The organism is Telluria sp. GW821-FHT07G12, from assembly GCF_059418525.1.
This window is the reverse complement of record NZ_JBWKQA010000005.1, coordinates 162,914-186,084: the sequence shown is the minus strand read 5'-3', so window position 1 is coordinate 186,084 and position 23,171 is coordinate 162,914. Positions and strand designations below refer to the sequence as shown.

General features: G+C 67.7%; 18 protein-coding genes. 3 read left to right on the top strand and 15 right to left on the bottom strand.

Features of this window, described 5'->3' with window-relative positions; all coding sequences use genetic code 11:
- Positions 1–21: 21 nt before the first annotated feature.
- From cheB to AC07PE_RS19420, 6 genes are read right to left on the bottom strand one after another with little or no spacing between them, the layout of a single operon-like run.
- Entirely contained in the window at positions 22–996 is a 975-nt protein-coding gene (cheB, locus tag AC07PE_RS19445) for a chemotaxis-specific protein-glutamate methyltransferase CheB (RefSeq protein ID WP_498767466.1), read from the bottom strand.
- Entirely contained in the window at positions 993–3,266 is a 2,274-nt protein-coding gene (locus AC07PE_RS19440) for a hybrid sensor histidine kinase/response regulator (protein WP_498767464.1), read from the bottom strand. Before AC07PE_RS19440 ends, cheB begins: the two co-directional genes overlap by 4 nt.
- Complete coding sequence (locus AC07PE_RS19435; protein WP_498767462.1) at positions 3,263–3,928, bottom strand: chemotaxis protein CheW; 666 nt, start codon at positions 3,926–3,928, stop codon at positions 3,263–3,265. The genes AC07PE_RS19440 and AC07PE_RS19435 overlap by 4 nt, the downstream gene beginning before the upstream one ends.
- A complete protein-coding gene (locus AC07PE_RS19430) occupies positions 3,925–5,154 on the bottom strand; it encodes a CheR family methyltransferase (protein WP_498767459.1) in 1,230 nt (409 codons plus the stop codon). Before AC07PE_RS19430 ends, AC07PE_RS19435 begins: the two co-directional genes overlap by 4 nt.
- Positions 5,151–5,609, bottom strand: a complete 459-nt coding sequence (locus AC07PE_RS19425) for a chemotaxis protein CheW (protein WP_498767457.1) — start codon at positions 5,607–5,609, stop codon at positions 5,151–5,153. Before AC07PE_RS19425 ends, AC07PE_RS19430 begins: the two co-directional genes overlap by 4 nt.
- A 9-nt stretch (positions 5,610–5,618) precedes the next feature.
- Positions 5,619–7,433: a methyl-accepting chemotaxis protein gene (locus AC07PE_RS19420; RefSeq protein ID WP_498767456.1), complete on the bottom strand. Its 1,815-nt coding sequence runs from the start codon at positions 7,431–7,433 to the stop codon at positions 5,619–5,621.
- 353 nt (positions 7,434–7,786) lie between these two features.
- On the opposite strand from AC07PE_RS19420, the gene AC07PE_RS19415 reads away from it, so the two are divergent.
- Positions 7,787–10,096 (top strand): catecholate siderophore receptor Fiu, encoded by a 2,310-nt coding sequence (locus AC07PE_RS19415; RefSeq protein ID WP_498767454.1) that lies wholly within the window; start codon positions 7,787–7,789, stop codon positions 10,094–10,096.
- 1 nt (position 10,097) lies between these two features.
- Here AC07PE_RS19415 and AC07PE_RS19410 read toward each other — a convergent pair whose 3' ends face one another.
- The 8 genes from AC07PE_RS19410 to AC07PE_RS19375 form a co-directional block, all read right to left on the bottom strand.
- Positions 10,098–10,943, bottom strand: a complete 846-nt coding sequence (locus AC07PE_RS19410; protein WP_498767452.1) for an HvfC/BufC family peptide modification chaperone — start codon at positions 10,941–10,943, stop codon at positions 10,098–10,100.
- The gene (gene bufB / locus AC07PE_RS19405; protein ID WP_498767450.1) at positions 10,940–11,881 is read right to left on the bottom strand and encodes an MNIO family bufferin maturase; all 942 of its coding nucleotides are present in this window, start codon (positions 11,879–11,881) and stop codon (positions 10,940–10,942) included. The genes AC07PE_RS19410 and bufB overlap by 4 nt, the downstream gene beginning before the upstream one ends.
- Positions 11,881–13,905 (bottom strand): ferritin-like domain-containing protein, encoded by a 2,025-nt coding sequence (locus AC07PE_RS19400; RefSeq protein ID WP_498767448.1) that lies wholly within the window; start codon positions 13,903–13,905, stop codon positions 11,881–11,883. The genes bufB and AC07PE_RS19400 overlap by 1 nt, the downstream gene beginning before the upstream one ends.
- A gap of 194 nt (positions 13,906–14,099) precedes the next feature.
- Positions 14,100–15,332, bottom strand: a complete 1,233-nt coding sequence (locus AC07PE_RS19395) for an argininosuccinate synthase (protein WP_498767446.1) — start codon at positions 15,330–15,332, stop codon at positions 14,100–14,102.
- A 97-nt stretch (positions 15,333–15,429) separates the two neighbouring features.
- Positions 15,430–16,356 (bottom strand): ornithine carbamoyltransferase, encoded by a 927-nt coding sequence (gene argF / locus AC07PE_RS19390; protein WP_498767444.1) that lies wholly within the window; start codon positions 16,354–16,356, stop codon positions 15,430–15,432.
- A gap of 40 nt (positions 16,357–16,396) precedes the next feature.
- Positions 16,397–17,314, bottom strand: coding sequence for a ribosome small subunit-dependent GTPase A (gene rsgA / locus AC07PE_RS19385; protein WP_498767442.1), 918 nt, complete (start codon positions 17,312–17,314; stop codon positions 16,397–16,399).
- The gene (locus AC07PE_RS19380) at positions 17,311–17,655 is read right to left on the bottom strand and encodes a 4a-hydroxytetrahydrobiopterin dehydratase (RefSeq protein ID WP_498767439.1); all 345 of its coding nucleotides are present in this window, start codon (positions 17,653–17,655) and stop codon (positions 17,311–17,313) included. Before AC07PE_RS19380 ends, rsgA begins: the two co-directional genes overlap by 4 nt.
- Entirely contained in the window at positions 17,652–18,950 is a 1,299-nt protein-coding gene (locus AC07PE_RS19375) for a M48 family metallopeptidase (RefSeq protein ID WP_498767437.1), read from the bottom strand. Before AC07PE_RS19375 ends, AC07PE_RS19380 begins: the two co-directional genes overlap by 4 nt.
- A gap of 56 nt (positions 18,951–19,006) precedes the next feature.
- Between AC07PE_RS19375 and orn the strand changes: the two genes are divergently transcribed.
- Positions 19,007–19,591: an oligoribonuclease gene (gene orn / locus AC07PE_RS19370; protein ID WP_498767435.1), complete on the top strand. Its 585-nt coding sequence runs from the start codon at positions 19,007–19,009 to the stop codon at positions 19,589–19,591.
- A gap of 69 nt (positions 19,592–19,660) precedes the next feature.
- Positions 19,661–22,135, top strand: coding sequence for a hybrid sensor histidine kinase/response regulator (locus AC07PE_RS19365; protein WP_498767433.1), 2,475 nt, complete (start codon positions 19,661–19,663; stop codon positions 22,133–22,135).
- Between the two features lies 1 nt (position 22,136).
- Here AC07PE_RS19365 and AC07PE_RS19360 read toward each other — a convergent pair whose 3' ends face one another.
- Positions 22,137–23,087, bottom strand: a complete 951-nt coding sequence (locus AC07PE_RS19360) for an MBL fold metallo-hydrolase (RefSeq protein ID WP_498767984.1) — start codon at positions 23,085–23,087, stop codon at positions 22,137–22,139.
- Positions 23,088–23,171: the final 84 nt, after the last annotated feature.

The window sequence follows — 23,171 nt, the reverse complement described above, 5'->3', positions numbered from 1 at the left end:
GCAGGGCGCCGCGCCGCTGCCTTAGCCCGTCAAAGCGCCCGATATTTTGCCGATTGGCAAAATCTGCTCGGCCGCGCCCAGCTCGGCCGCCGCACGCGGCATCCCGTACACCGCGCTGCTGGCCTCGTCCTGGGCGATGGTCGCCTGGCTGGCCTCGCGCATCGCCAGCAGGCCGGCGGCGCCGTCGCGTCCCATGCCGGTCAGCAGGATGCCGGTGGCCTTGCGCTCCCAGTGCCGCGCCACCGAGCGGAAGAACACGTCGATGGACGGGCGGTGGATCTCGTCATGCGGGTGGGCGTCGTAGCGCAGGCGGTGGCCCGGCGCCAGGCGCAGGTGGTTGTCGGTGGCCGCCAGCTGCACCACGCCGCCCTCCAGCCGGTCGCCATCGGCGATCGCGACGACCTTCGCCGCGGTCTGCTCGCCCAGCCATTTCACCAGCTGGGCGGAAAAGCCGGCGTCGAGGTGCTGGACCACCACTGCGGCGGTATCTGGCGGCGGGCGCCAGTCCGCGAACAGGCGCGCCAGCGCCACCGGACCGCCGGTCGAGGCGCCGATCGCGACCAGCCGCGCCACGTGCGGGCTGCTCAGCGGCACCGGGGCAGGGCGCCCCTTGACCAGTTTACCTATCGTGCGGATCTTGGCCAGCAGCGCGGCGGCGCCGTCCTCCTGGCCGAGCAGCACCGGGGTGGCGACCACGTCGAGGGCGCCGGCGCCGAGGGCGCGGAACACCTGGCCGACATTGTCCTGCGGCCGCGCGGTCACGACCAGGATCGCGCACGGCTCGTTGGCCATGATGCGGCGGGTCGCCTCGACGCCGTCGAGCAGGGGCATGTCGAGGTCCATCAGCACCAGGTCGGGGCGCAGGTCGGCGCACAGGCGCACGGCGTCGAGGCCGGTGCGTGCGATCCACGCCACCTTGTGCTCGCCGCTGGCCGCCAGCACGCGGCGCAGCGCCTCGGCTGCCATCGGCACGTCGTTGGCGATGCCGATTCTCATGCCGGCGCTTCCGGATGGGCCGTGCCGATCAGGTCGCGCACGGCGTCGAGCAGGGTGGCGTCGTGGAAGGCGCCCTTGGCCAGGTAGTAGTCGGCGCCGGCTTCGAGTCCGCGTGCGCGGTCTTCCGGCCTGTCCTTGTACGAGACGATCATCACCGGCAGGCGCTGCAGGCGCGGGTCCTGGCGGATGCGCTCGAGCAGCTGGATGCCGTCCAGGCGCGGCATGTCGATATCGGTGATCACCAGGTCGTAGGCGCCGGCGCGCACGCTGTTCCAACCGTCGACGCCGTCCAGCGCGACGTCCACCCGGTAGCCGCGCGCGGCCAGCAGCTTGCGCTGCATCTCGCGCACCGTCAGCGAATCGTCCACCACCAGGATGCGGCGCGCGGCCTGCTGCGCGGCGCGAACCGCGGCTTGCGCGCCTTGCGCCGGCTGCAGCGATTCGCCCGCTTCCAGCAGGCGCGCGATCGACAGCAGCATGTCCGGCACGTCCAGGATGAGGACCGGGGCGCCGTCGTCCAGCAGGGCGCAGGAGGCGACGTCGCGCAGTTTGCCGAACATGGGCTCGAGCGGCTGCACGGTCAGGCTTTGTTCGCCGCGCACGTCGTCGACGACCAGGCCGTAGCGCTCGCGCGCGCTGCCGATGACGACCACCGCCAGCTCGGCACTGGAAGCCGATGCAGCCGCTTCGCCCAGGTCGAGCACGCGCGCGGCGGCCACCAGGCCGAGGTGCGCTCCCTCGTAGTCCAGGTACTGGCGGCCCGACAGCGTCTGCACCGCGCCGGCGGGCACGCGCAGCACGCGCTCGACGCGCGCGATCGGCAGCGCATAGGCTTCGCCACCGACGTCGGCCACCAGCGCGCGCACGATCGACTGCGTGACCGGCAGCACGATGGTGGTGCGAAAGCCGGCGCCGGGCGTGGACTCCACCCGCACCGTGCCGTTCTGGGCCTGCACCATCTCATGCACCACGTCCAGCCCGACGCCGCGGCCGGAGATGGCGTTGGCGTCCTCCTTCAGCGAAAAGCCCGGCAGGAACAGGAACTCCATCAGCTCCGCGCTGGACAGGGCCTGCGCAATCGCGGGCGGCACCAGGCGGCGCGCCACGGCGGCGCGGCGCACCTGCTCGGTGTCGACGCCGCGGCCGTCGTCGCTGACTTCGATCGCCAGCATGCCGCCGCGGTGGTGCGCCGCCAGGCGGATGCTGCCGGCGCGCGGCTTGCCGGCGGCGCTGCGCTCGGCCGGCGTTTCCATGCCGTGGTCGACCGCATTACGCAGCAGCTGGCTGAGCGGCGCTTCCAGGCGCACCAGCACGGCGCGGTCGACCAGGGTGTCGGCGCCGCTGAGGTCCAGGTGCACTTCCTTGCCCAGGCTGCGCGCGAGGTCGCGCACCATGCGCGGCAGGCCGTGCAGGCCATCGCCGAAGCGGCACATGTGCAGTTCCAGCACTTCGTCGACTAGGCGGGCGGCGACGCCGGTGGCCTGGCGCTCGTAGTGTTCGGCGTCGAGGATGCTGCGCTGCAGGGCCTGGGGCAGCTGGCGGGCGCGCTCGTCCACCTGGCGCACCAGTTCCACCAGGCGCGGGTCGCCGTGATCGAGGATCGCGTCCTTCAGTTGTTCGAGCGCGCCGAAAACACTGCGCTGCTGGCGCTTGTAACGCTGCAGGGAATCGATCCAGGGACGCAGCTGGGCGGCGTGCAGGCGCGTCTGGCCGGCCAGCGTGAGCAGCTCGTTGCGCGGGGCTTGCGCGGGCGCTTCCGGCGGCGCCTGGGGTGGCATGGGCGCCGGCGTCGGGGCGATGGGAGCCGCGGACAGGATGGGCGTCAGCGGCGCCACCGCCGGCGGGGCTTCGGCGCCGGCCTGCAGCGCGGCCAGCGCCGCCAGCACGGCCTGCACCTGGGCAGCGTGCGGACCGGCGTCGGGCAGCTGCGCTTCGGGCAGATCGGCCAGCTGGCGCATCAGGTCGACCGCGCCAAGCAGCACGTCGACGCCGGCGGGCCCCAGCGCCAACCGGCCCTGCTGGGCGGCGATGAACACGTCTTCCATCGCGTGCGCGAGGTCGACCATCGTCTCCATGCCGACGATCGCGGCCGCGCCCTTGGTCGAATGGGCGGCGCGCATCATCGCTTCCAGCGTGGCGGCGTCCGGCGCACGCTCGCTGCGCAGCAGGCCGTCGGTGAGCACACGGGCCTGCGCCCGGGCCTCCATGCGGAACAGGTCCAGCATCGAGAAGCTGCTCAGGTCCTGGCCGAAGCTCTGGTCCATGCTCATCGCAGCACGCCCTCGAGTGCCCGTTCGAGCAGGGCAGCGTCCAGCAGGCCGGCCTCGATGGCGCCGTCCGCGATCACGCCGGCCAGCAGCGGCGAGGGCAGGTGGCCGAGGGTGGCCGCCGGCGCCCGCATGGCGCCCGAGGCATGCCGCAGGATGCCGTGCATTTCCGCGACCGGCACCGCGATGCGCAGGCTGCGCTGGCCCGTGAACGCCAGCACCAGCAGGCGTTCGAAGGCGTGGCGGCCGCCAGGGGCCGGCACGGCGCTTGTAGCGATGCCGAGCAGCGCCGCCAGCGACACCGCCGGCAGCACGCGCCCGCCGACATTCACCACGCCGAGCAGGGCGCCGCCGCTGCGGTGCGGCAGACGGTGCACGGGCGCCGGCGGCGCGACCTCGGAGGCCAGCGCCACCGGCACCGCCAGCCATTCGGCGCCGATGCGGAATACCATGGCGGCGGCGTCAAGGGGCTGCGGGACCGGTTCCGGCAGGGCCAGTTCGCGCGCCCAGGCTTCGCGGTAGTCAGGCTCGACCGCGCGCTCCAGGTTGCGGCGGGCGGCGCTCGCGTATACGCCGCAGTTGCGGCAGTGGACATGTTGTGCCAGCTCGGCGCAGCTGCGGTCGCCCGCCACGCCGATGCGGCGCCAGCAGTCGTCGGCGCTCATCGCGCCTCCTTGCGCGCATGCGCGCGCGCGGCGCGGCGGCGCAGCAGGTCGGCATCCAGCGCGTCGCCGCGCTGTTCGTGCAGCAGGGCCAGGCTGCACAGCGCCTCATAGTGGTCGGGCTGCAGGTAGAGGCAGCGGCGCAGGTGGCGTTCGGCCGTGCGCGGCTGGCCCTCGGCTTCGCTGACGAGGCCGAGCAGGAACCAGGCCTCGGCCAGCTCGGGCTGCAGGGCCAGCGCTTCGTGGCAGGCCTGGTTGGCGTCGAACAGGCGGCCGGCATCGGCCAGCTGGCGGGCGTGCGCGATCAGGGCGGCTACCGGCATGGCGGCCGGCGCCCTTGCGGCTTCCTGCGGCACCCGAACGGGCTGCGGCGGCGCGGCCGGGCGCCGCTCATCCGCTGCCGGGGCCGGGAGCGGTGAGGGCCGCGGACGCCGCCGCACCGTTGCCACGGCCTGCTTCTGCAGCGCGTACGCGACGCCCGGCGATTGCGGCGCAAAGCCGCCGCGGCAGAATGCCGGCGCCTCGGCGCAGCCGGACAGCAGCAGGCCATCGTCGAGCAGCAGGTCCCGGATGGCGGCGGCGGCTGCTGCGCGCCCAGGCTCGTCGAAATAGATCAGCAGGTTACGGCAGAACACGAGGTCGTAGCGCTCGGCGTGTTTCGCCAGCCCGGCCGGCTGCAACAGGTTGCCCTGGCTGAAGCGCACGTAGCGGCGCGGCGCCTCGGCAATCGCGTACTCGTCGCCGTCCGCATCATCGTCTCTCCGGAACCAGCGCTCGCGGAAGGCGAGGTCGGCGCCGCGGAAGGCGTTGCGCGTGTAGCGCCCCAGTCGCGCGCGTTCGATCGCGGCCTGCGAGAGGTCGACCGCATCGATGCGGCACTGGGCCGGCGTGATGCCGGCGCGCGCCAGCGCCATCGCCATCGAATACGGTTCCTCGCCGCCGGCGCAGGGCAGGGACAGGATCGCCACCTGCCGGCCCGGGTGGCTGAGCAGGCGGCGCTGGACGAAGCGCAGCGCGGTCTCGAACACTTCGGGGTCGCGGAACATCCAGGATTCGGGCACGGTCACGAGGTCGACCAGGGCTTCGAACTCCGGCGTGCCGGGCAGCGGCGCATAGTCCTCGCGCGCGGACAGCTTGATGCGCAGCATGCGCTCGCGCACGGCGCGTTCGACCGCCTCGGTCGACAGCACCAGGCCGGTGACCTGCTTCAGCAGCTGGTGCAGGTTCATGCCGCGCCCTCGCCAAACAGCTGGGCCGCCACCTCGGGCGCCAGCAGGCGCTCCGGCGCGATCAGCTGCAGCATGCCGTCGCCTTCTGCGCTGGCGCCGGGCGCCACGGCGCCGAGCCAGGGCGCGGCTGCCACGCCGCCCTCGCGCAAGGCCGCAGCGATATCGGCGACGCCCGCCACGTGCTCGGCCTTCAGGCCCAGGCGCCGCGTCTTGCCGAGGACCGGCACGTCGAGCAGGAGGATGCGGGTGTCGTAGCGGACGGCATCGGGAATGCTGCCGGCCAGGCGCGACAGGTCGATCACGGGCACCGGCTCGCCGTGCAAATCGAGCAGGCCGGGCACGTAATGCGGCGCGCCCGGCAGCGGCTTCAGGCGCGCCACCGGCAGCACTCGCAGCACCGCGGTGAGGGGCAGGGCATAGCGTTCGCGCCCGATGTGAAACACCAGCACCTTCATCTGAGGCTGTTACTCGTTCACGGCGAAGGTGGCGACCGACTGCTGCAGGTCGCCGGCCGCGTACTGCAGCTGGTGCACGGCTTCGCTGGTGGCCTTCAGCGATTCCACCGTTTGCTGGGTCGCATCGGACAGCTGCATCATGGTGCCCGAGATCTGCGAGGCGCCCACCGCCTGCGACTGCATCCCCTGCAGCACCGTGTCGAAGCGCGGCGCCAGCTTGCGCACCTGGTCCATCATGCCGGACAGCTGCTCGGCCACGTGGCGCGCCTCGCCGACGTTGCGGCGGATCTCCTCCGCAAATTTGTCCATGCCCATCACGCTGGCCGACACCGCCGACTGCATCTCCTTCAGCATCTGCTCGATGTCCCAGGTCGAGACCGAGGTCTGGTCGGCCAGGCGGCGGATCTCGGTGGCGACCACCGAGAAGCCGCGGCCTGCCTCGCCGGCCTTTTCGGCCTCGATCGCGGCGTTCAGGGACAGGATGTTGGTCTGGTCCGCCACCTTGGTGATGGTGGTCAGCACGCTGTTGATGTTACTGGCTTTCTCGGACAGCGCGGCCAGCTTGGCGCCGATCGAATCGGTGGCGTTGACCATCTGCTGCATGGTGTGGTCCATGTGCTTCAGCTTGTCCTGGGCGTCGGCGGTGGCGCTGGTGGTGTAGTCGGCCACCTCGGTGGCTTCCTCCATGGTACGCAGCAGCTGGGCGGTATTCGCCGAGATCTCCTTGGTAGTGGCCAGCACCTCGACGCTGGTCTGGGCCTGCTCGATGCCGGTGGCTTCCTGCTGGCGCGCGGAGGCGGCGATCTGGGTCGCCGAGCTGGCCACCTGGATGCCGGCGCGCTGCACGTTGTTCAGCAGGCTGCGCAGATTGCCGAGCATGGTCGCCAGGCCTTCGCCGAGGCGGCCGATGGCATCCTCGCCGCGGATTGCGACGGTGCCAGTCAGGTCCCCGCGCGCCGCTTTGGAGACGACTTCGAGCAAGGTGTCGACCTTGGCCCGCAATTCGTTGGTGGCGGCCAGTTCCTTGGCCTGGCTGTCTTCGATGGCCTGGGCCATGCGGTTGAATTCGACGGCGACGCGGCCCAGTTCATCGCGCGAGACCACCTCGGCGCGCGCGCCCTGCACGCCGGCGCCCAGCTTGCGCGCGGCATCGGCCAGGCTGACCAGCGGACGCGAGATGGCGCGCACCAGCAGCGTGCCGATCAGGATCGCCAGCAGCACGCTCACCAGGGTGCCCACGCTCAGCACCAGGTCCATCGAACGCCGCAGCGCGCTCGACTCTTCGCTGCGCTGCGCCAGCAGGCGGTTCTCTTCCGCCTCGATCCCGCCCAGTACCTGGCGGATGGTGGCGACGTTGCCGGTACCGGCCAGCACCGTCGAGTCGACCTGCGCCGCAACCGGCGCCAGGCCCGCCTTGCCGGCATTGCGGCGCATCTCGATTTGCGGGCCGACCGACTTGTCCATCCACGCATCCAGCAGCGGCTCGACCTGCTTGAGGCGATCCTGCTGGGACGTATTGTCGGCGGTGAGCGCGATCGCCCGCCGCAGGTGGGTGCGGGCGCTGTCGTGTTCGTTGCGGATCGGGGCGACCAGGGTCTCGTTGCCGGTCAGGAGATAGCCGCGGGCCGAACTCTGGACCTGCAGCACGGCGGTCGAGACGTGATTGATCTCCAGCAGCACTTCGAGGGTATGGCGGTCCCATTCGCGGGCTTCCGAGAGCCGCGCGAAGTTGTTATAGGCCACAACCAGCAGGAGCAGGATGATCGCGACGACGCCGCCAAAGCCGATGATCAGTTTGTTCTTGATGCTTGAGTTGTGCAGCATGCGCGTCCCGTTCCATTCGTAGGGGTCAGAGCCCGGTTTTTCCGGGTGGGCTCTGACCCCGGAGTTAGCAACGTATGCCCATCTCCGAATGTAACATCCTGTCGAGTTGGCGGGGTAACAATGATGCGCTAGCGCAACAAAATCAGGTCACATTTCTGACGACAGCAGGGCAAGCGGCAAGGCCGGCAAACCATGGCGCGCGCGCGCCAGCAGGCACTTGTCGTCGCCGACCCGCACTTCGCGGCAATCATGTTAACGATAATGAGAATGATTCGCGTTTACATATGAGTAAAGTTTTGTTAAAGTCCCTGGCGTTCCATTAACCCATTCATAACAACTCGAACGACCAGACCATGAAGAAGCCGATCACCAGCCGCAAACACCGCACCAACCTGCGTCCCGCCGCCGGCGCCGCCCTAGCCATGCTGATGCTGCCGCTCGCCGCCCAGGCCGCGGACAGCGCCGCCACGGCCACCGCCGATGCCGCCGAGGGCAAGTCGCCGCAGCGCATCCACGTCCATGGCGAGCGCGAACGCGAGAACGAGTTCAAGGCGGACCAGGCCGCCTCCGGCAAATACACCCAGCCGCTGCTGGACACGCCGCAGACCGTCATCGTGATCAAGAAGGAGCTGATCGAGCAGCAGGGCGCCGTGACCCTGACCGAAGCCCTGCGCAACACGCCGGGCGTGGGTACGTTCTTCTTAGGCGAGAATGGCAATACGAATACGGGCGACGCCATCTACATGCGCGGCTTCGACAGCTCGGGCAGCCTGTTCGTGGACGGTATCCGCGACATCGGCTCGGTCTCGCGCGACGTCTTCAACATCGAGCAGATCGACGTGCTGAAAGGCCCGGCCGGCACCGACACCGGGCGCAGCGCGCCGACCGGTTCGATCAACCTCGCCACCAAGCAGCCGCAGCTCAAGAACTTCGGCGACGCCAGCCTGGTGGCCGGCAGCGCGGAACGCAAGCGCGGCACCGTCGACCTCAACCGGGTCCTGGACCGCCGCCGCGGCATCGCCATGCGCCTGAATGTGCTGGACCAGGACAGTGGCAATCCGGCGCGCGACGAGGTCAAGGACAAGCGCTGGGCAATCGCGCCTTCGCTCGCCTTCGGCCTGCGCGGGCCGACCCAGCTCTATCTCGACTACCTGCACGTCAAGCAGGACAACCGTCCGGACGGCGGCGTGCCCACCATCGGCCTGCCCGGCTACAGCAGCCCCGATCCCAAGCGCCCGTGGCTGGCGGATGCGGCGCCCGTCGATCCGCAGAATTTCTACGGCGCGCTGTCCGACTTCGACCGCGTGCGGGCCGACATGTTCACCGCTATCGTCGACCATGAGTTCAGCCGCAATATGCGCCTGAAGAACACCAGCCGCTATGGCAAGACCAAGCAGTTCTACCTGCTGAGCGCCTTCATGGGCAACACCGCCAACATCCTGACCCCCAGCCAGGCCGACCCCGCCGCATGGACCCTGGCGCGCACCACCCGCACCATCAAGGACCAGGAAAACACGATCCTGGCCAACCAGACCATGCTGACCACGGAGTTCGGCACCGGTGCGCTGCAGCACACGCTGGTGTCGGGTCTGGACCTCGCCAACGAAAAGCAGAACAACTGGAGTTACCTGGGCGGCGGCACGCTGCTGCCGGCCAACCTGTATCGTCCGGAAGCCTCGTCGCCGGTGACGGGCCTGAACCTGGTGCGCAGCGGCGCCCGCACTCAGGGCGAGACCACGACCATGGCGGCCTGGCTGCTCGACACCGTGAAGATCGGCGAGCGCTGGCTGCTGGGCGCCTCGGTGCGGGTCGATCACTTCGACACCAGCTACGATGCGGTGGCGCTGTCCACCGCCTCGGCGAATCCGACCCTGCCGGTCGGCACCCCGGTCCCGACCCATGTCGAACTGTCGGACAGCCTGGTGAGCGGCAAGCTCTCGCTGCTGTACAAGCCCACCGACAATACGAGTGTCTACGCGCTGTGGGCTAATTCGAAGCAGCCGCCGGGCTCGAACCTGACCCTCAGCACCAGCGCCAGCAGCGCCTCGAACCCGATCTTCGACCCGCAGGTGAGCACCACCACCGAACTGGGCGCGAAGTGGGAGACCATGCAGAAGCGCCTGGCCCTGAACGCGGCCCTGTTCCGCACCGAGGTCAAGAACGAGGTCGAGCAGGACCCGGTGGACCTGAAGTACTACCAGACAGGCCGCAAGCGCGTGCAGGGCATCGAGCTGAGCGCGATCGGCGAGATCACGCGCAACTGGTCGGTCAGCGCCGGCTACGCGTGGATGGACACCAGCGTCGAAGCGGGCAAGCTGACGACCGCGAACGGCAGCAATGCGCTGACCTACACGCCGAAGTCGGCCTTCACCAGTTGGACCACCTACAGCTTCCCCTCGGGCCTGAAGATCGCCGGCGGTGCGCGCTACTCGGGCCGTCTGCTGCGCGGCACCGACGGCGCGGTGGGTACGCCGGCCTACACCGAGGATTACTGGGTGGCGGATGCGATGGCCTCGTATGCCGTCAACCGCTGGGTTGACCTGCGCCTGAACGTGTACAACCTGTTCGACAAGCGCTATGTTGCGGCCATCAACAAGAGCGGCTACCGCTACACGCCGGGCGCGCCGCGCTGGGCCAGCGTCAGCGCCAACTTCCACTTCTGAACTAGGCGGTGACGAGGGCGGCGGTGCTGGCCAGCGGGAGCCACAGCATCGCATCCGCCAGCACGCGTCCGGCCGGCAGACCGCAGGCGCGCGCCGCTTCCATTGCGCACTGGCGCGCCGGCGCCCGTTCCGTGGCGGCTTGCAGGAAGTGGAACTGCCAGGGAGCCAGCACGTGCATGCCGACGCGGTAGTGCTGGCGGCCGATGGCGATATAGGTGGTCTCGGCGGCGGGCAGGGGTGGTGGCGGCGCGTCCTCGGCGGTGCCCGCCACCTGCTGCCAGTAGGCCGGCAGCGCGAAGGACGATGCCAGCAGGCGCGTGCACGGGGCCAGTTCCACCGCCGCCTCCGAGCCCGACAACAGCGGCAAGGCATCGACGGTGCCGGCGGCCGCGCCTTCGAGTCCGGGCGCGCGGGATGCTTCGGCCAGCGCCCGTTCCAGGCGTGCCAGCTGCGCGGGGAAGGCGAAGCGCTGCGCGTCCTCGGCGCTGGCGTCGGCCGGCTGGCTCTGCGCCAGGAAATCGGCAAAGCCCGCGCCCAGGTCGTACAGGGTGGGTGAGCGCGAAGGATGGCGCCACACATAGGCCTTGGCGAAAAAGTCGAACAGCTCGCGGCCCAGCACCTTGCACAGTACCGGGTAGTCGGCGCGCATGCATTCGAGCAGGCGCAGCACGTAGCCGTCGGCATAGATATGCAGGCGCGAGCCTGATCCGGCCGGGATGCGCAGCACCTCGTGCTCGGCCAGGCCATGGCGCGCCGATGCCAGCGCCAGGCCACGCTGGACCCCGCCCGGCGTCAGCATCGCGGTCATGAACCAGGCCTGGACTTCGGACAGTGGCGGCGCGCTCATGGCTGCAGCACCAGGTCCGCTGCGCGCTGCAGCTGGAAGCCGGCCGGCGCCGGCAGTGCGTCCGTGCCGGACTGGATGCCCACCTGCGGCAGCTCGCCGCGCAGGACGGCGCGCGCCTTGCCGAGTTCCGCCAGCAGCTCGGGGTAGGCGGGGATGTTCGCATCCCATTCGAGCAGGGTGGCCACGCCGCCCGTCAACTGCTGGGCCAGCGCGTACAGGCGCCACACCGCGGTCGGTACTGGCGCATCATGAGTGTCGATCAGGTAGCCGCCGCACTCGGTGGGCCCAGCCAGGTGGATCTGGACGATGCGCTCTGCGGGCAGGCTGCGGATGTAGTTCTCCGCGTCGAAGCCGTGGTTGGTGGCCGAGACGTAGACGTTGTTCACGTCGAGCAGCAGGCCGCAGCCGGTGTCCTCGGCCAGGCGGCCGAGGAATTCCCATTCCGGCATGCTGGAATGGGCGAATTCCACATAGGTGCTGGGGTTCTCGAGCACCAGCGGCCGCCCCAGGTAGTCCTGCACCTGGTGCACGCGCGCGGCCACATGCCGCAGGCAGGCTTCGTCGAGCGGCAGCGGCAGCAGGTCGTGGCTGTTCAGCGATGCCGCCCCGGTCCAGCACAGGTGGTCGGACACCCAGGCCGGCCGCAGTTCTCGCGCCAGCTCGCGCAGCCTGGACAGGTAGGCCAGATCGAGCGGATCGCTACTGCCGATCGACAGCGAGACCCCGTGCATGACGATCGGCACCCGGGCCGCGATCCGGTCCAGCACCGCGCGCGCATGGCCGTGGTTGCCGATGAAGTTCTCGCTGATGATCTCGAACCAGTCGACCTGCGGCCCGTGCTCCAGGATGTGCGCGAAATGCTGGTTGCGCAGACCCACGCCCAGGCCCAGATTCGGCAGGCCCAGGCGCGGAACTGCCTTGGTGGTGGCAAGCGCCATCAGGTCGACGGCGGCAGCGCCAGCCGCAGGTCGGTGGGCGGCGGCTTCTCGCCCGGCTCCTGGCCGCGCGCCGCCATTACCTTGCTGTAGGCCTCCCAGGCCGTGTCGTAGACGTTGTCGCCCAGCTGGAAACTGAGCGTCTCGTTCTGCAGCGGCATGGCGCCGTGCGGCGGCTCGACCCCGAAGTTATACATGGTCATCGTGCCGGCCGCCGGAAACAGCTGGGAGGCCGAGATCGGCACTGCGCAGCCGCCGAAGGTCTTGCACTTGTTGTCGGCCGGCGCGCTGTACAGCGACACGGTGGGTTTCGGCGGTTTCGGTCCGCCGCACAGGTTCTCGAGACCGCTGGCCAGCGGCGCCGCCTTGACCGAATGGCCGCAGGAACCGCCGCCGCTGTCGAGCTGGGCGAAGCCGCAGCCGCCCTGGGCGTGGCAGCCGTTCGAGCCGCGGCAGGTGTGGTAGATCGCCAGCGCCGCGCAGCCGGACGGCGCGCTGCCCTTGGGATCGCCGTTCAGGCTCAGGCCCTGGCAGGCGTGGTAGAGGGTGTTCTGGTCCGGCAGCGGCACGCCTTGCGACAGCTCCGGCGAGCGGCCCAGCACCGCCCAGCAGATCGAGAAGCGGTCTCCCGCGCCTACCATCGAGGGATAGGGGAACTGGGTCGACTGCACCTGCCAGTAGGTGTCCAGCACCGATGTGATGCCGTACAGGGCGCCGCCGGCCACCTTGCTGAGCAGGTCCAGGGTCTGGTCCCCGTCTTCCTTCAGGCGGTTCAGCGCCCCGGCCACGTCTTCCGGCGTCGGGATGTTGTCCGGCGCGGCGGCGGGGTCGTACTGGCTGTTGATCAGCATGTCGCGGGTCCAGACATTCACGTCGGCGCTGTGCCAGTGCGCCCAGGTCTGCACCTTGCCCAGCATTTCCTTGACCTCGGCGAAGCGCTCGTAGTGGTCATACGCGGCCGAGTCGAAACGGGCGGCGGCGTCGGCTGAGGGGGCGCGTCCGCCGGCGTTGGCGTAGGACGGGTAGTCGGCTTCGAGCGCGGCCTTGTCTTCGCGGTAGTCGGGCTGCACGGCCTTCAGCAGGCCGCCGCGGCGGAAGCGTTTGATCGAGGCCGCGTTGCCTTCGCCCTGGTCGGTGATCGCGGCCATCATGTCGATCGCCTTGTTGAAGGAGGCGTCCTGGCCGCCGTCGCGCTCCTCGGGCGAGAACGAGGTGGCGAAGCGCGGGAATTCCGCTTTCGGGTGCCCGCCGACCCGGCTGTTGAACATGTCCTGCTGGACCGAGGCGTCGTCGTACAGCTCTTCCCACAAGGTCTTGCCGCCTTCGTATTCGATGGAGATGTACTGCGCGTAGCACTCGTACATGTAGCCGATGGTACCGAACAGCGGCAGGTCGGCGGCGGTCTTGTCCTTGGTCCAGCCGGCGAAGGGCACGGCCGGGAAGTACTTGTCCGGATGGGTCTTCGAGAACGCCTCCAGTTCATGGCGCGCCTGCTGTTCCGGCTGTTCGATGGCCAGGAACAGGTCGCACTGGTTGGCGTTGAGTGCCTCGAGATTCACGCGCACGTGGCGGTAGGAACCGGTGTCCTTGAGGTCGACGATGTGCGGGATGAGGGTCTTGTCCGCGCCGTAGCAGGTCCAGCCGTGCGATTCATCCTGCAGGCCCGGACCGGTGAAGCAAGGCGCGACCTTGATCGCGGTGGCCAGGTTGGCGGCCATCTGCAGGTGCAGCATCTCCTGGATGAAGACGCTGAAGATGACGTTGAAGGCCTTCTGGTTCGGCGTGTCCGCCTGGGCGCCCGTGCCCATCCCCGGCCACTGGCGGCCGTTGTAGTAGCTGAGCCACTTCGAGTTGATCTGGTGGGTGCCGTAGATCGAGTACATGGTGTTCATGTACAGCGGAATCGTGAACAGCTCGACTTCCACGGCCGCCTGCGCGATCGCCTGTACGGCGGCGATATCGACGGGCAGCATGTCGCGGGAACGGTTCTTGATCGGTTGCGGCGGAGCGACTCCTAAAACGGGCATTTCCATTTTGTCTCCAAAAGAAGGATGCGTTTCGGACTGCGGGGCGGGTGAGCGACTGGCCGCAACGAGATTAAGTCAGAAATGTTCGGGAGACAATGTCGGTGGGGTAAAACGAAAAAAAGCCGCACATGTGCGGCTTTTACTACGCGGCTTTTGCTGAGTAGTAGGGTCAGAAGCGTCTGACCCTATCCTCCTTATTGTCCGCGCTTGGCACGCGCCTTCGCCGCAATGCGCATACGCAGCGCATTCAGCTTGATGAAGCCGCCGGCATCCGCCTGGTTGTAGGCGCCGCCGTCTTCGTCGAAGGTCGCGATGTTCATGTCGAACAGCGAATCGGTCTTCGAGTCGCGCGACACCACGATCACGTTGCCCTTGTAGAGCTTCACGCGGACCCAGCCGTTGACGCTTTGCTGGGTGTGGTCGATCAGGGTCTGCAGCGCGACGCGCTCCGGGGCCCACCAGTAGCCGTTATAGATCAGCGAAGCGTAGCGCGGCATCAGGTCGTCCTTCAGGTGCGCCACTTCGCGGTCCAGGGTGATCGACTCGATCGCACGGTGGGCGCGCAGCATGATGGTGCCGCCCGGGGTTTCGTAGCAGCCGCGCGACTTCATGCCGACGTAGCGGTTCTCCACCAGGTCGAGGCGGCCGATGCCGTGCTTGCCGCCGAGGCGATTCAGCTCGGTCAGCACCTGGGCCGGGCTCATCTTGACGCCGTTCAGGCCGATGATGTCGCCGCGCTCGTATTCGATGTCGAGGTACTCGGCCTGGTCCGGCGCCGCTTCCGGCGACACGGTCCAGCGCCACATCGATTCCTCGGCTTCCGCGCTCGGGTTTTCCAGGTGGCGGCCTTCGAAGGAGATGTGCAGCAGGTTGGCGTCCATCGAGTAGGGCGCGCCGCCGTTCTTGTGCTTCATGTCGATGTCGATGCCGGCGTCTTCCGCGTACTTCAGCAGCTTCTCGCGCGACAGCAGGTCCCACTCGCGCCACGGGGCGATGATCTTGACGTCCGGCTTCAGCGCGTAGGCGCCCAGCTCGAAGCGGACCTGGTCGTTGCCCTTGCCGGTCGCGCCGTGCGAGACGGCATCGGCGCCGGTCTGATTGGCAATCTCAATTAAGCGCTTCGCGATCAGCGGACGCGCGATCGAGGTGCCCAGCAGGTATTCGCCTTCGTAGACGGTGTTAGCGCGGAACATCGGGAACACGAAGTCGCGCACGAATTCTTCGCGCACGTCGTCGATGTAGATGTTTTCCGGCTTGATGCCGAACTTGATGGCCTTGGCGCGCGCCGGTTCCAGCTCTTCACCTTGTCCCAGGTCGGCGGTGAAGGTAACGATTTCGCACTTGTAGTTATCCTGCAGCCATTTAAGGATGACCGAGGTATCGAGGCCGCCGGAGTAGGCGAGGACTACTTTTTTAATGTCGCTCATGGGAGTTCCAGTGATGAGAGAGGGAGGGGATTGATGGTCAGCCGGCCGGGCATAGTGCCCGGGCCGACGATCGGGCTAATAGTGTGGTGGCGGTGTGTTATTTATCTTCGATGCGGCCCAGCAGCAGGTACTCGATCAGCGCCTTCTGCACGTGCAGCCGGTTCTCGGCTTCGTCCCACACCACCGATTGCGGGCCGTCGATGACTTCGGCCGCCACTTCCTCCCCGCGGTGCGCGGGCAGGCAGTGCATGAACAGCGCGTCGGGTGCGGCACGCGCCATCTTGGCGCCATCCACCATGAAGCCATCGAAGGCTTTCAGGCGTTCGGCATTTTCTTTTTCGTAGCCCATGCTGGTCCACACGTCGGTGTTGACCAGGTGAGCGCCGGCGCAGGCATCCGACGGATTCTCGAAGAAGGTGTAGTTCTTCGTCTTGACCAGGGCCGGATCCATGTCGTAGCCCTTCGGGGTCGACACGTTCAGGTGGAAGCCGAACACCTCGGCCGCCTGCAGCCACGAGTACAGCATGTTGTTGGCGTCGCCGATCCAGGCGACGGTCTTGCCGACGATGGAACCGCGGTGCTCGAAATAGGTGAACACGTCGGCCAGCACCTGGCAGGGATGGTGTTCGTTGGTCAGGCCGTTGATCACCGGGACCCGCGAATTCGCGGCAAAGCGCTCGATGATCTCCTGGCCGAAGGTGCGCACCATGATGATGTCGCACATGCGGCTCATGACCTGGCCGGCGTCTTCCACCGGCTCGCCGCGTCCCAGCTGGCTATCGCGCGTGTTCAGGTAGATCGCCGCGCCGCCCAGCTGGTGCATGCCTGCTTCGAACGACAGGCGGGTGCGGGTCGAGTTCTTCTCGAACACCATCACCAGGGTCCGGTCGATCAGCGGGTGGTAGATCTCATAAGCCTTGAACTTGCGCTTGATGACAGCCGCACGCTCGATCACGTACTCGAACTCGTCGCGGGAAAAGTCGGAGAACTGCAGGAAGTGCTTGATGGGGGTCTGGACAGCCATGTTATGTCGGGAATGCGGGGATCTTCCGAATTATATTCTATCAATACAAGGTCTGTTCGGATTCGTGCAGCAGCTGCGCATACAGCTCGTGCCGGATCTTCGCGATCTTGCCTTCCTCTACGGCGCCGAGAATCGCGCACTGGGGCTCGGCCAGGTGGCGGCAATTGTAGTACTTGCAGCCGCCCAGGAAGGGCTTGAACTCGACGAAGGCGCGCTCCAGCATGCCCTCCGTCAGGTGATACAGGCCGAATTCCTGGAAGCCCGGCGAATCGATGATCTGGCCGCCGCCTTCGCCGGGCAGCCGGTACAGGCGCGTAAAAGTGGTGGTGTGCTTGCCGGTGTCCAGCGCCGCGGAGATCTCGCGCACGGCGATGTCGGCGTCCGGCACCAGCAGGTTGATCAGCGAGGACTTGCCCATGCCCGACTGGCCGATGAAGATCGAGGACTGGCCCTCCAGTAGTGGCATGAGGGTGGCCACCGCGCCTTCCGGATCGGTCCGGGCCGAGACTTCGTGCAGCGGATAGCCGAGGCTCGCGTACAGGCCGGCACGCTCGCGCGCCCGCGCCAGCGGCTGTTCCACGTCGACCTTGTTGAGGATCAGGTGGGCCTCGACGCCGGCCGCCTCGCAGGCCACCAGGGCGCGCGAGACCAGGTCGTCGGCGAAGCTCGGTTCGGTGGCGATGACGATGAACAGGCGCGTGATGTTCGCCGCCAGCAGCTTCGACTTGTACTGGTCGGAGCGGTAGAGCAGGGTGGTGCGCTCGGCGATCTTCTCGATCACCGCCTGGTCGTTCGAGGTGCGCTTCAGGTGCACGATGTCGCCGACTGCGACGTTGGTCTTCTTGCCGCGCGTGACGCACTGGAAGAATTCGGAGGAAGCCGCGCCGCCGACGTCGGCCAGGTAGTGGCGGCCGTGGGCGGCGACGATGGTGCCGGTCAGTTCAAGAGCTTTGTTCATGCGCCGGCCCGCCCCGCGTAGAGTGCGTCCGCCTTCGCAGCGCAGATGAAATCGTTCTCGCTGAGCCTGTGCCCGGCCGAGTGCGTGGTCCACGAGGCCGTGCAGCGGCGATAGCCCACCTGCAGGTCAGGATGGTGGTCTTCGCGGTGGACCATGAAGGCCAGCGCGTTCACGAATTCGATGGTCTCGTGGTAGTCGCGGAACAGGAATTCGCGCACCAGGCGATTGCCGTCGACCTTCCAGTCCGGCAGCTGCGGCAGGAGCGCGTTGACGGCGGCATCGTCCAGTGCCGGCGCACCGTGCTTGCAGTGGCGCTGGTTCAAGGGCAGGGCCGTGTTCATGCGGGCTCCATGCCGGCCGTGCCGGTGCCGGCGAGCGCGCCCGCTTCATGCAGATGCCGGATGCGGATCGACGCCGGCGGATGCGAATCGTAGAACGCCGAATGCAGCGGATCCGGGGTCAGGGTCGAGGCATTGTCCTCGTACATCTTGACCAGGGCCGAGACCAGGTCGCGCGCGTCGCTGTGGCTGGCGGCAAAGGCGTCGGCCTCAAACTCGTGCTTGCGCGAGGTGATCGAGGTCAGCGGCGCGAAGGGGAAGGTGAATACCGGCAGCACCAGCATGAACAGCAGCAGCGCCATCGCGTCGTTGTTCTGGCCCAGCAGCGGCAGCACGCCCAAGCCGGTATAGAACCACACCTGGTTCTTCAGCCAGCCCAGCACGGCCAGGAACACCAGCGACAACGCGAAGACGACCACGATGCGCTTGACGATGTGCTTCAGCTTGAAGTGGCCCAGTTCGTGCGCCAGCACGGCTTCGACCTCGCTGGGCGCCAGGCGCTCGAGCAGGGTGTCGAAGAAGACGATGCGCTTGTTGGCGCCGAAGCCGGAAAAATAGGCATTGCCGTGGCTTGACCTCTTGCTGCCGTCCATCACGAACAGGCCTTTCGAGGCGAAGCCGACGCGCGCCATCAGGCCTTCGATGCGGCTTTTCAGGCTTTCGTCGCTGAGTGGCGTGAACTTGTTGAACATCGGCGCGATGACGGTCGGGTAGAGCACCATCATCAGCAGCTGGAAGCCGCTCCACACCAGCCAGGCATACAGCCACCACAGCGCGCCGGTGCGGTCCATCAGCGTCAGCACCACCCACAGCAGCGGCAGGCCGATGACGGCGCCCACCAGCGTGCCCTTGATCGTGTCGGCCAGCCACAGCTTGACCGTCATCTTGTTGAAGCCGAAGCGTTGTTCCAGCACGAACTGGAACCAATACGTGAACGGCAGATCGAGCACGCCGGCGATGGCGGCATAGGCCACGATCAGGGCGATCTGGTGCGCCATGCCCGGACCCGTCAGGTGCAGCAGCGCGATCGACAGCGCTTGCAGCCCGCCCAACAAGGTGAAACCGATCAGCACCAGGCCGCTCCACACCGCGTGCACCATGCCGTAGCGGGTCTTGGCGACCGTGTAGTCGGCGGCTTTCTGGTGGGCGGCAAGCGGAATCCTGCCGGCGAATTCGGCGGGCACCTGTTCACGGTGCCGCATGACGTGGCGAACGTGCCGGCTGGCCAGCCAGTAACGCAACACCAGGGTCAGCATGAAAAAAATGACGAACAAAACCGAAAACGCGAATGAAAGCATCCTGTGCCTGTGAGAAAATGCGAGATTAGCTAACAAACGTAGCCAAAGTACAGATTATGTCACAAGCCAACGAAACCCAAACCCCGACCGCAACGCCTCGCCCGAACGATATGAACCTCGTCTGGCTCGACATGGAAATGACCGGCCTCGATCCGGACAACGACCGCATCATCGAAGTAGCCGTCGTCGTCACCGACGCCGAGCTGAACATCCTGGCCGAAGGCCCCGTGTTCGCCATCCACCAGAGCGACGAAACCCTGGACAAGATGGACAACTGGAACAAGGGCACCCACGGCAAATCGGGCCTGATCGATCGCGTCAAAGCCTCGACCGTGAACGAAGCCCAGGCCGAAGAACAGCTGATCGCCTTCCTGAAACAGTGGGTGCCGGCCAACAAATCGCCGATGTGCGGCAACTCGATCTGCCAGGACCGCCGCTTCATGGCGCGCGGCATGCCGAAGCTGGAAGCCTTCTTCCACTACCGCAACCTGGACGTGTCGACGCTGAAGGAACTGTGCCGCCGCTGGAAGCCGGAACTGGCCTCGGGCTTCAAGAAAGCCCAGAAACACACCGCGCTGGCCGACATCGTCGAGTCGATCGAAGAGCTGCGCTATTACCGCGAGCACTTCATTAAGCTATAAAAACGCCCGCTGCGCAGTGCAGCATGGAAATTGTGAATTATTCCGCACGAAATGTGGAATAATTCCATTATGGCTGACATTCTGCGCATAACCGCCGGGCTCGGCGACAGCGAGACGCGGCGCCTCCTTGGCGCCCGCGACTGGCATTCTTCTCCGCTGGGCCTGCCGGCAGCGTGGCCGCCCGAGCTGGCAACGGCCGTGTCGATGGTCCTCAGCTCGACCTTCCCGATGTTCGTCGTCTGGGGCCCCCAGCAGGTCTTCCTGTACAACGACGCCTACATCCCCGTCCTCGGCGACAAGCACCCGGCCGCCTTCGGCGAGCAATTCCAGCACGTCTGGGCCGAGATCTGGGCCGACCTGGGGCCGATCGCCGCACGCGCCATGGCCGACCAGTCCTCCTATTTCGAGGACATGCCGCTGGCGATGGAGCGCAAGGGCTATCTCGAGCAGACCTACTTCACCTTCTCCTACTCGCCCTTGCACGACGGCCAGGGCAGGGTGATGGGCGTGTACTGCACCTGCATCGAGACCACTGCCCGCGTCGAGGCCGAGCGCCGCGCCGCCTTCGAGCTGGCGCTGGCCGACGCGCTGCGGCCGCTCACGTCCAGCGAGGAAGCGATCGCCACCGCCAGCGACCTGCTGGGCCGCGAGCTGGGCGCCGGGCACGTCATGTACGGCGAAGTCGACGAGGAGCGCGGCACTTTCTACGTACCGCGCGACTGGACCGCCAGCGGGAGCTCGACCCTGTCGGGCAAGACCTTCTCGATCGCAGCCTTCGGCGAGGACGTGGCGGCGCGCGGACGCGCGGGCGAGGTCATCGCCATCACCGACGTCCGCCAGGACCCGCGCACCATGCGCTACCAGCAGGCCTACCTGTCGGCGATGGGCGTGAGCTCCAGCCTGCTGGTGCCGCTGGTGAAGTCCGGGCGCCTGCTGGCCTTCCTCGCGCTGGGGCACGAACAGCCGCACCGCTGGAGCGAGGCCGAGATCGCGCTGGCGCGCAGCATGGCCGAGCGCCTGTGGACCGCGGTCGACCTGGCGCGCGCCAACGAGGCCCTGCGCGAAGAGCGCGACCGCGGCCAGCTGATCCTCGATTCGATCGCCGAGGGCTTCGTCCTGATCGCCGCCGACTGGACCGTGCTGCAGGTGAACGACGAAGGCCTGCGCCTCACCAACCGTATCCGGGCCGACGTGCAAGGGCGCCACCACTGGGAGGTGTGGCCCGAAGCACTGGACACGCCGGCAGGACGGATGTACCACCAGGTGATGGCCACGCGGGTTCCGGCCCGGGCGGAATTCCAGCACCTGGGCCCCGGCGCCAGCGGCGCCTGGTTCGAGGTGCGCGCCTATCCAGCCCGCGACGGCGGCATCGTCGCCTTCTTCCTCGACATCACCGAACGCAAGCTGTCCGAGGAAAAGCTGCACGCGGCCGACCAGCGCAAGGACGAATTCCTCGCCATGCTGGCGCACGAGCTGCGCAACCCGCTGGCGCCGATCAGCGCCGCCGCCGATCTTCTAAAAATCGGCCGCCTCGACGAGCAGCGTGTGCGCCAGAGCAGCGCCATCATCGGGCGCCAGGTCAGGCACATGACCAGCCTGGTGGACGATCTGCTGGACGTCTCGCGCGTCACGCGCGGGCTGGTGACGCTGGCGCGCGCGCCGGTGTCGGCCCGCACCATCGTCGACGAAGCCATCGAGCAGGTGCGCCCGCTGTTCGAGGCGCGCCGCCAGCACCTGCAGGTGACCCTGGTCGAGCCCGAGGCCACCGTCCTCGGCGACAAGGCGCGCCTGGTGCAGGTGCTGGCCAACCTGCTCAACAACGCCGCCAAGTACACGCCCGAGGAGCGCCGCATCGCGGTCGAGGCCAGGGCCGATACCGGCGGCGACAGCCTGGTGCTGTCCGTGCGCGACGACGGGATCGGCATGGAGCAGGAGTTGACGGGCCGGGTGTTCGAACTGTTCTCCCAGGCCCAGCGATCCTCCGACCGCTCGCAGGGCGGGCTGGGATTGGGGCTGGCGCTGGTCAAGAACCTGGTCGAGCTGCACGGCGGCGTCGTGGTCTGCGATAGTCCTGGGCCGGGCCAGGGCAGCACCTTTACCGTCACGCTGCCGCTGATGCAGCCGCTGTCGCGCAGCACCGACGAGCTGACGGCAAGCGCGCAGGCGGGACAAGCGCGCCCACTGCGGGTGCTGGTGGTGGACGACAACGTCGACGCCGCGGCCACGCTGTCCATGCTGCTGGAAGCCTGCGGCTACGAGGTGATGGTGGAGAACGATTCGCTGCGCGCCCTGGAGCTGGCGAAGAAGGAGTGCCCCGACGTGGGGCTGCTGGACATCGGCCTGCCCGAGATGGACGGCAATGAACTGGCACGCAGGCTGCGTCTCGAACCCTGCACCAAATCGGCGCTGCTGGTGGCGATCACCGGCTACGGGCAGGACCAGGACCGCCGCGCCGCCCTGGAAGCCGGCTTCGACCACCACATGGTCAAGCCGGTCGACCTGGACAAGCTGGCGGCGATCCTGGCCGCCGTCACGAACAACTAGGTCAGCGCATCTGGGTGTAGTTGACCGGCACCCAGCGGTAGCCCTTGCCCTGGGTCTGCAGGTGGCCCAGGCCGGGGAATTGCAGGTGGGCGCCGCCGACCAGGGAGCCGTTCTTGGCCGCTTCGTCGAACACTTTCTTGCGCGCGGCGGCAGCGGCCTTCTCGTCGCTGTCGAAGCCGATCGTCACCTGCGGGTTATCCATCTGCACGGCCGCCACGTGAATCAGGTCGCCGATCAGCACCAGCTTCTGGCCCTTGCTCTCGACCACATAGGTGGTGTGGCCCGGGGTATGGCCATGTTCCGCCACCGCCGAGACGCCCGGCACCAGCTCGCCATTGCCTTCGATGGCCTTGAACTTGCCGGCCTGGACGTAGGGGTTGATCGAGGCCATCGCGCCCTGGAAGAAGCCTTTCTTGTCGGTCGGGGCCTTGTCCATGTTCGCCTGGCTCAGCCAGAAATCGGCGTCCGCCTTGCCGGCGCGGACCACGGCGTTCGGGAAGACGCGCTTGCCGTCGTGGGTCAGGCCGCCGACGTGGTCGCCGTGCATGTGGGTGATGTAGATCTCGTCGATCTGCTCCGGCTGGTAGCCCGCCGCTTTCAGGTTCTGCACGAATTTGCCCAGGGTCGGGCCGAACAGGGCGCCGGCGCCGGTGTCGACCAATACCAGCTTGCTGCCGGTATTGATCAGGAAGGCGTTGTCCGAGGTTTCCAGCGGCAGCTTCAGGAAGTTCTTGTCCAGCGTCGACTTGGTCTGCTCGGGCTTCTGGCGCAGCAGCTGATCGACCGGCAGGTCGACGGTGCCGTCGCTGATCGGGGTGACTTCGATGTCGCCCACCATCACGCGGAAGAAGCCGGGGGCCGGGCTCTTGACCATCGGTGCGGCGGCGTGGGCAGCGGATACCAGCGTCGCAGCGGCGGCGACGGCAAACAGGGTGCGCTTGAGCGGATGCATCATCTTCTTATCCTCAAGATAAATAGGGTTGCGCAAGTGTGCGTATTGCTTATCGTACATGATTGTTCAGCAAGACGCTGAAGC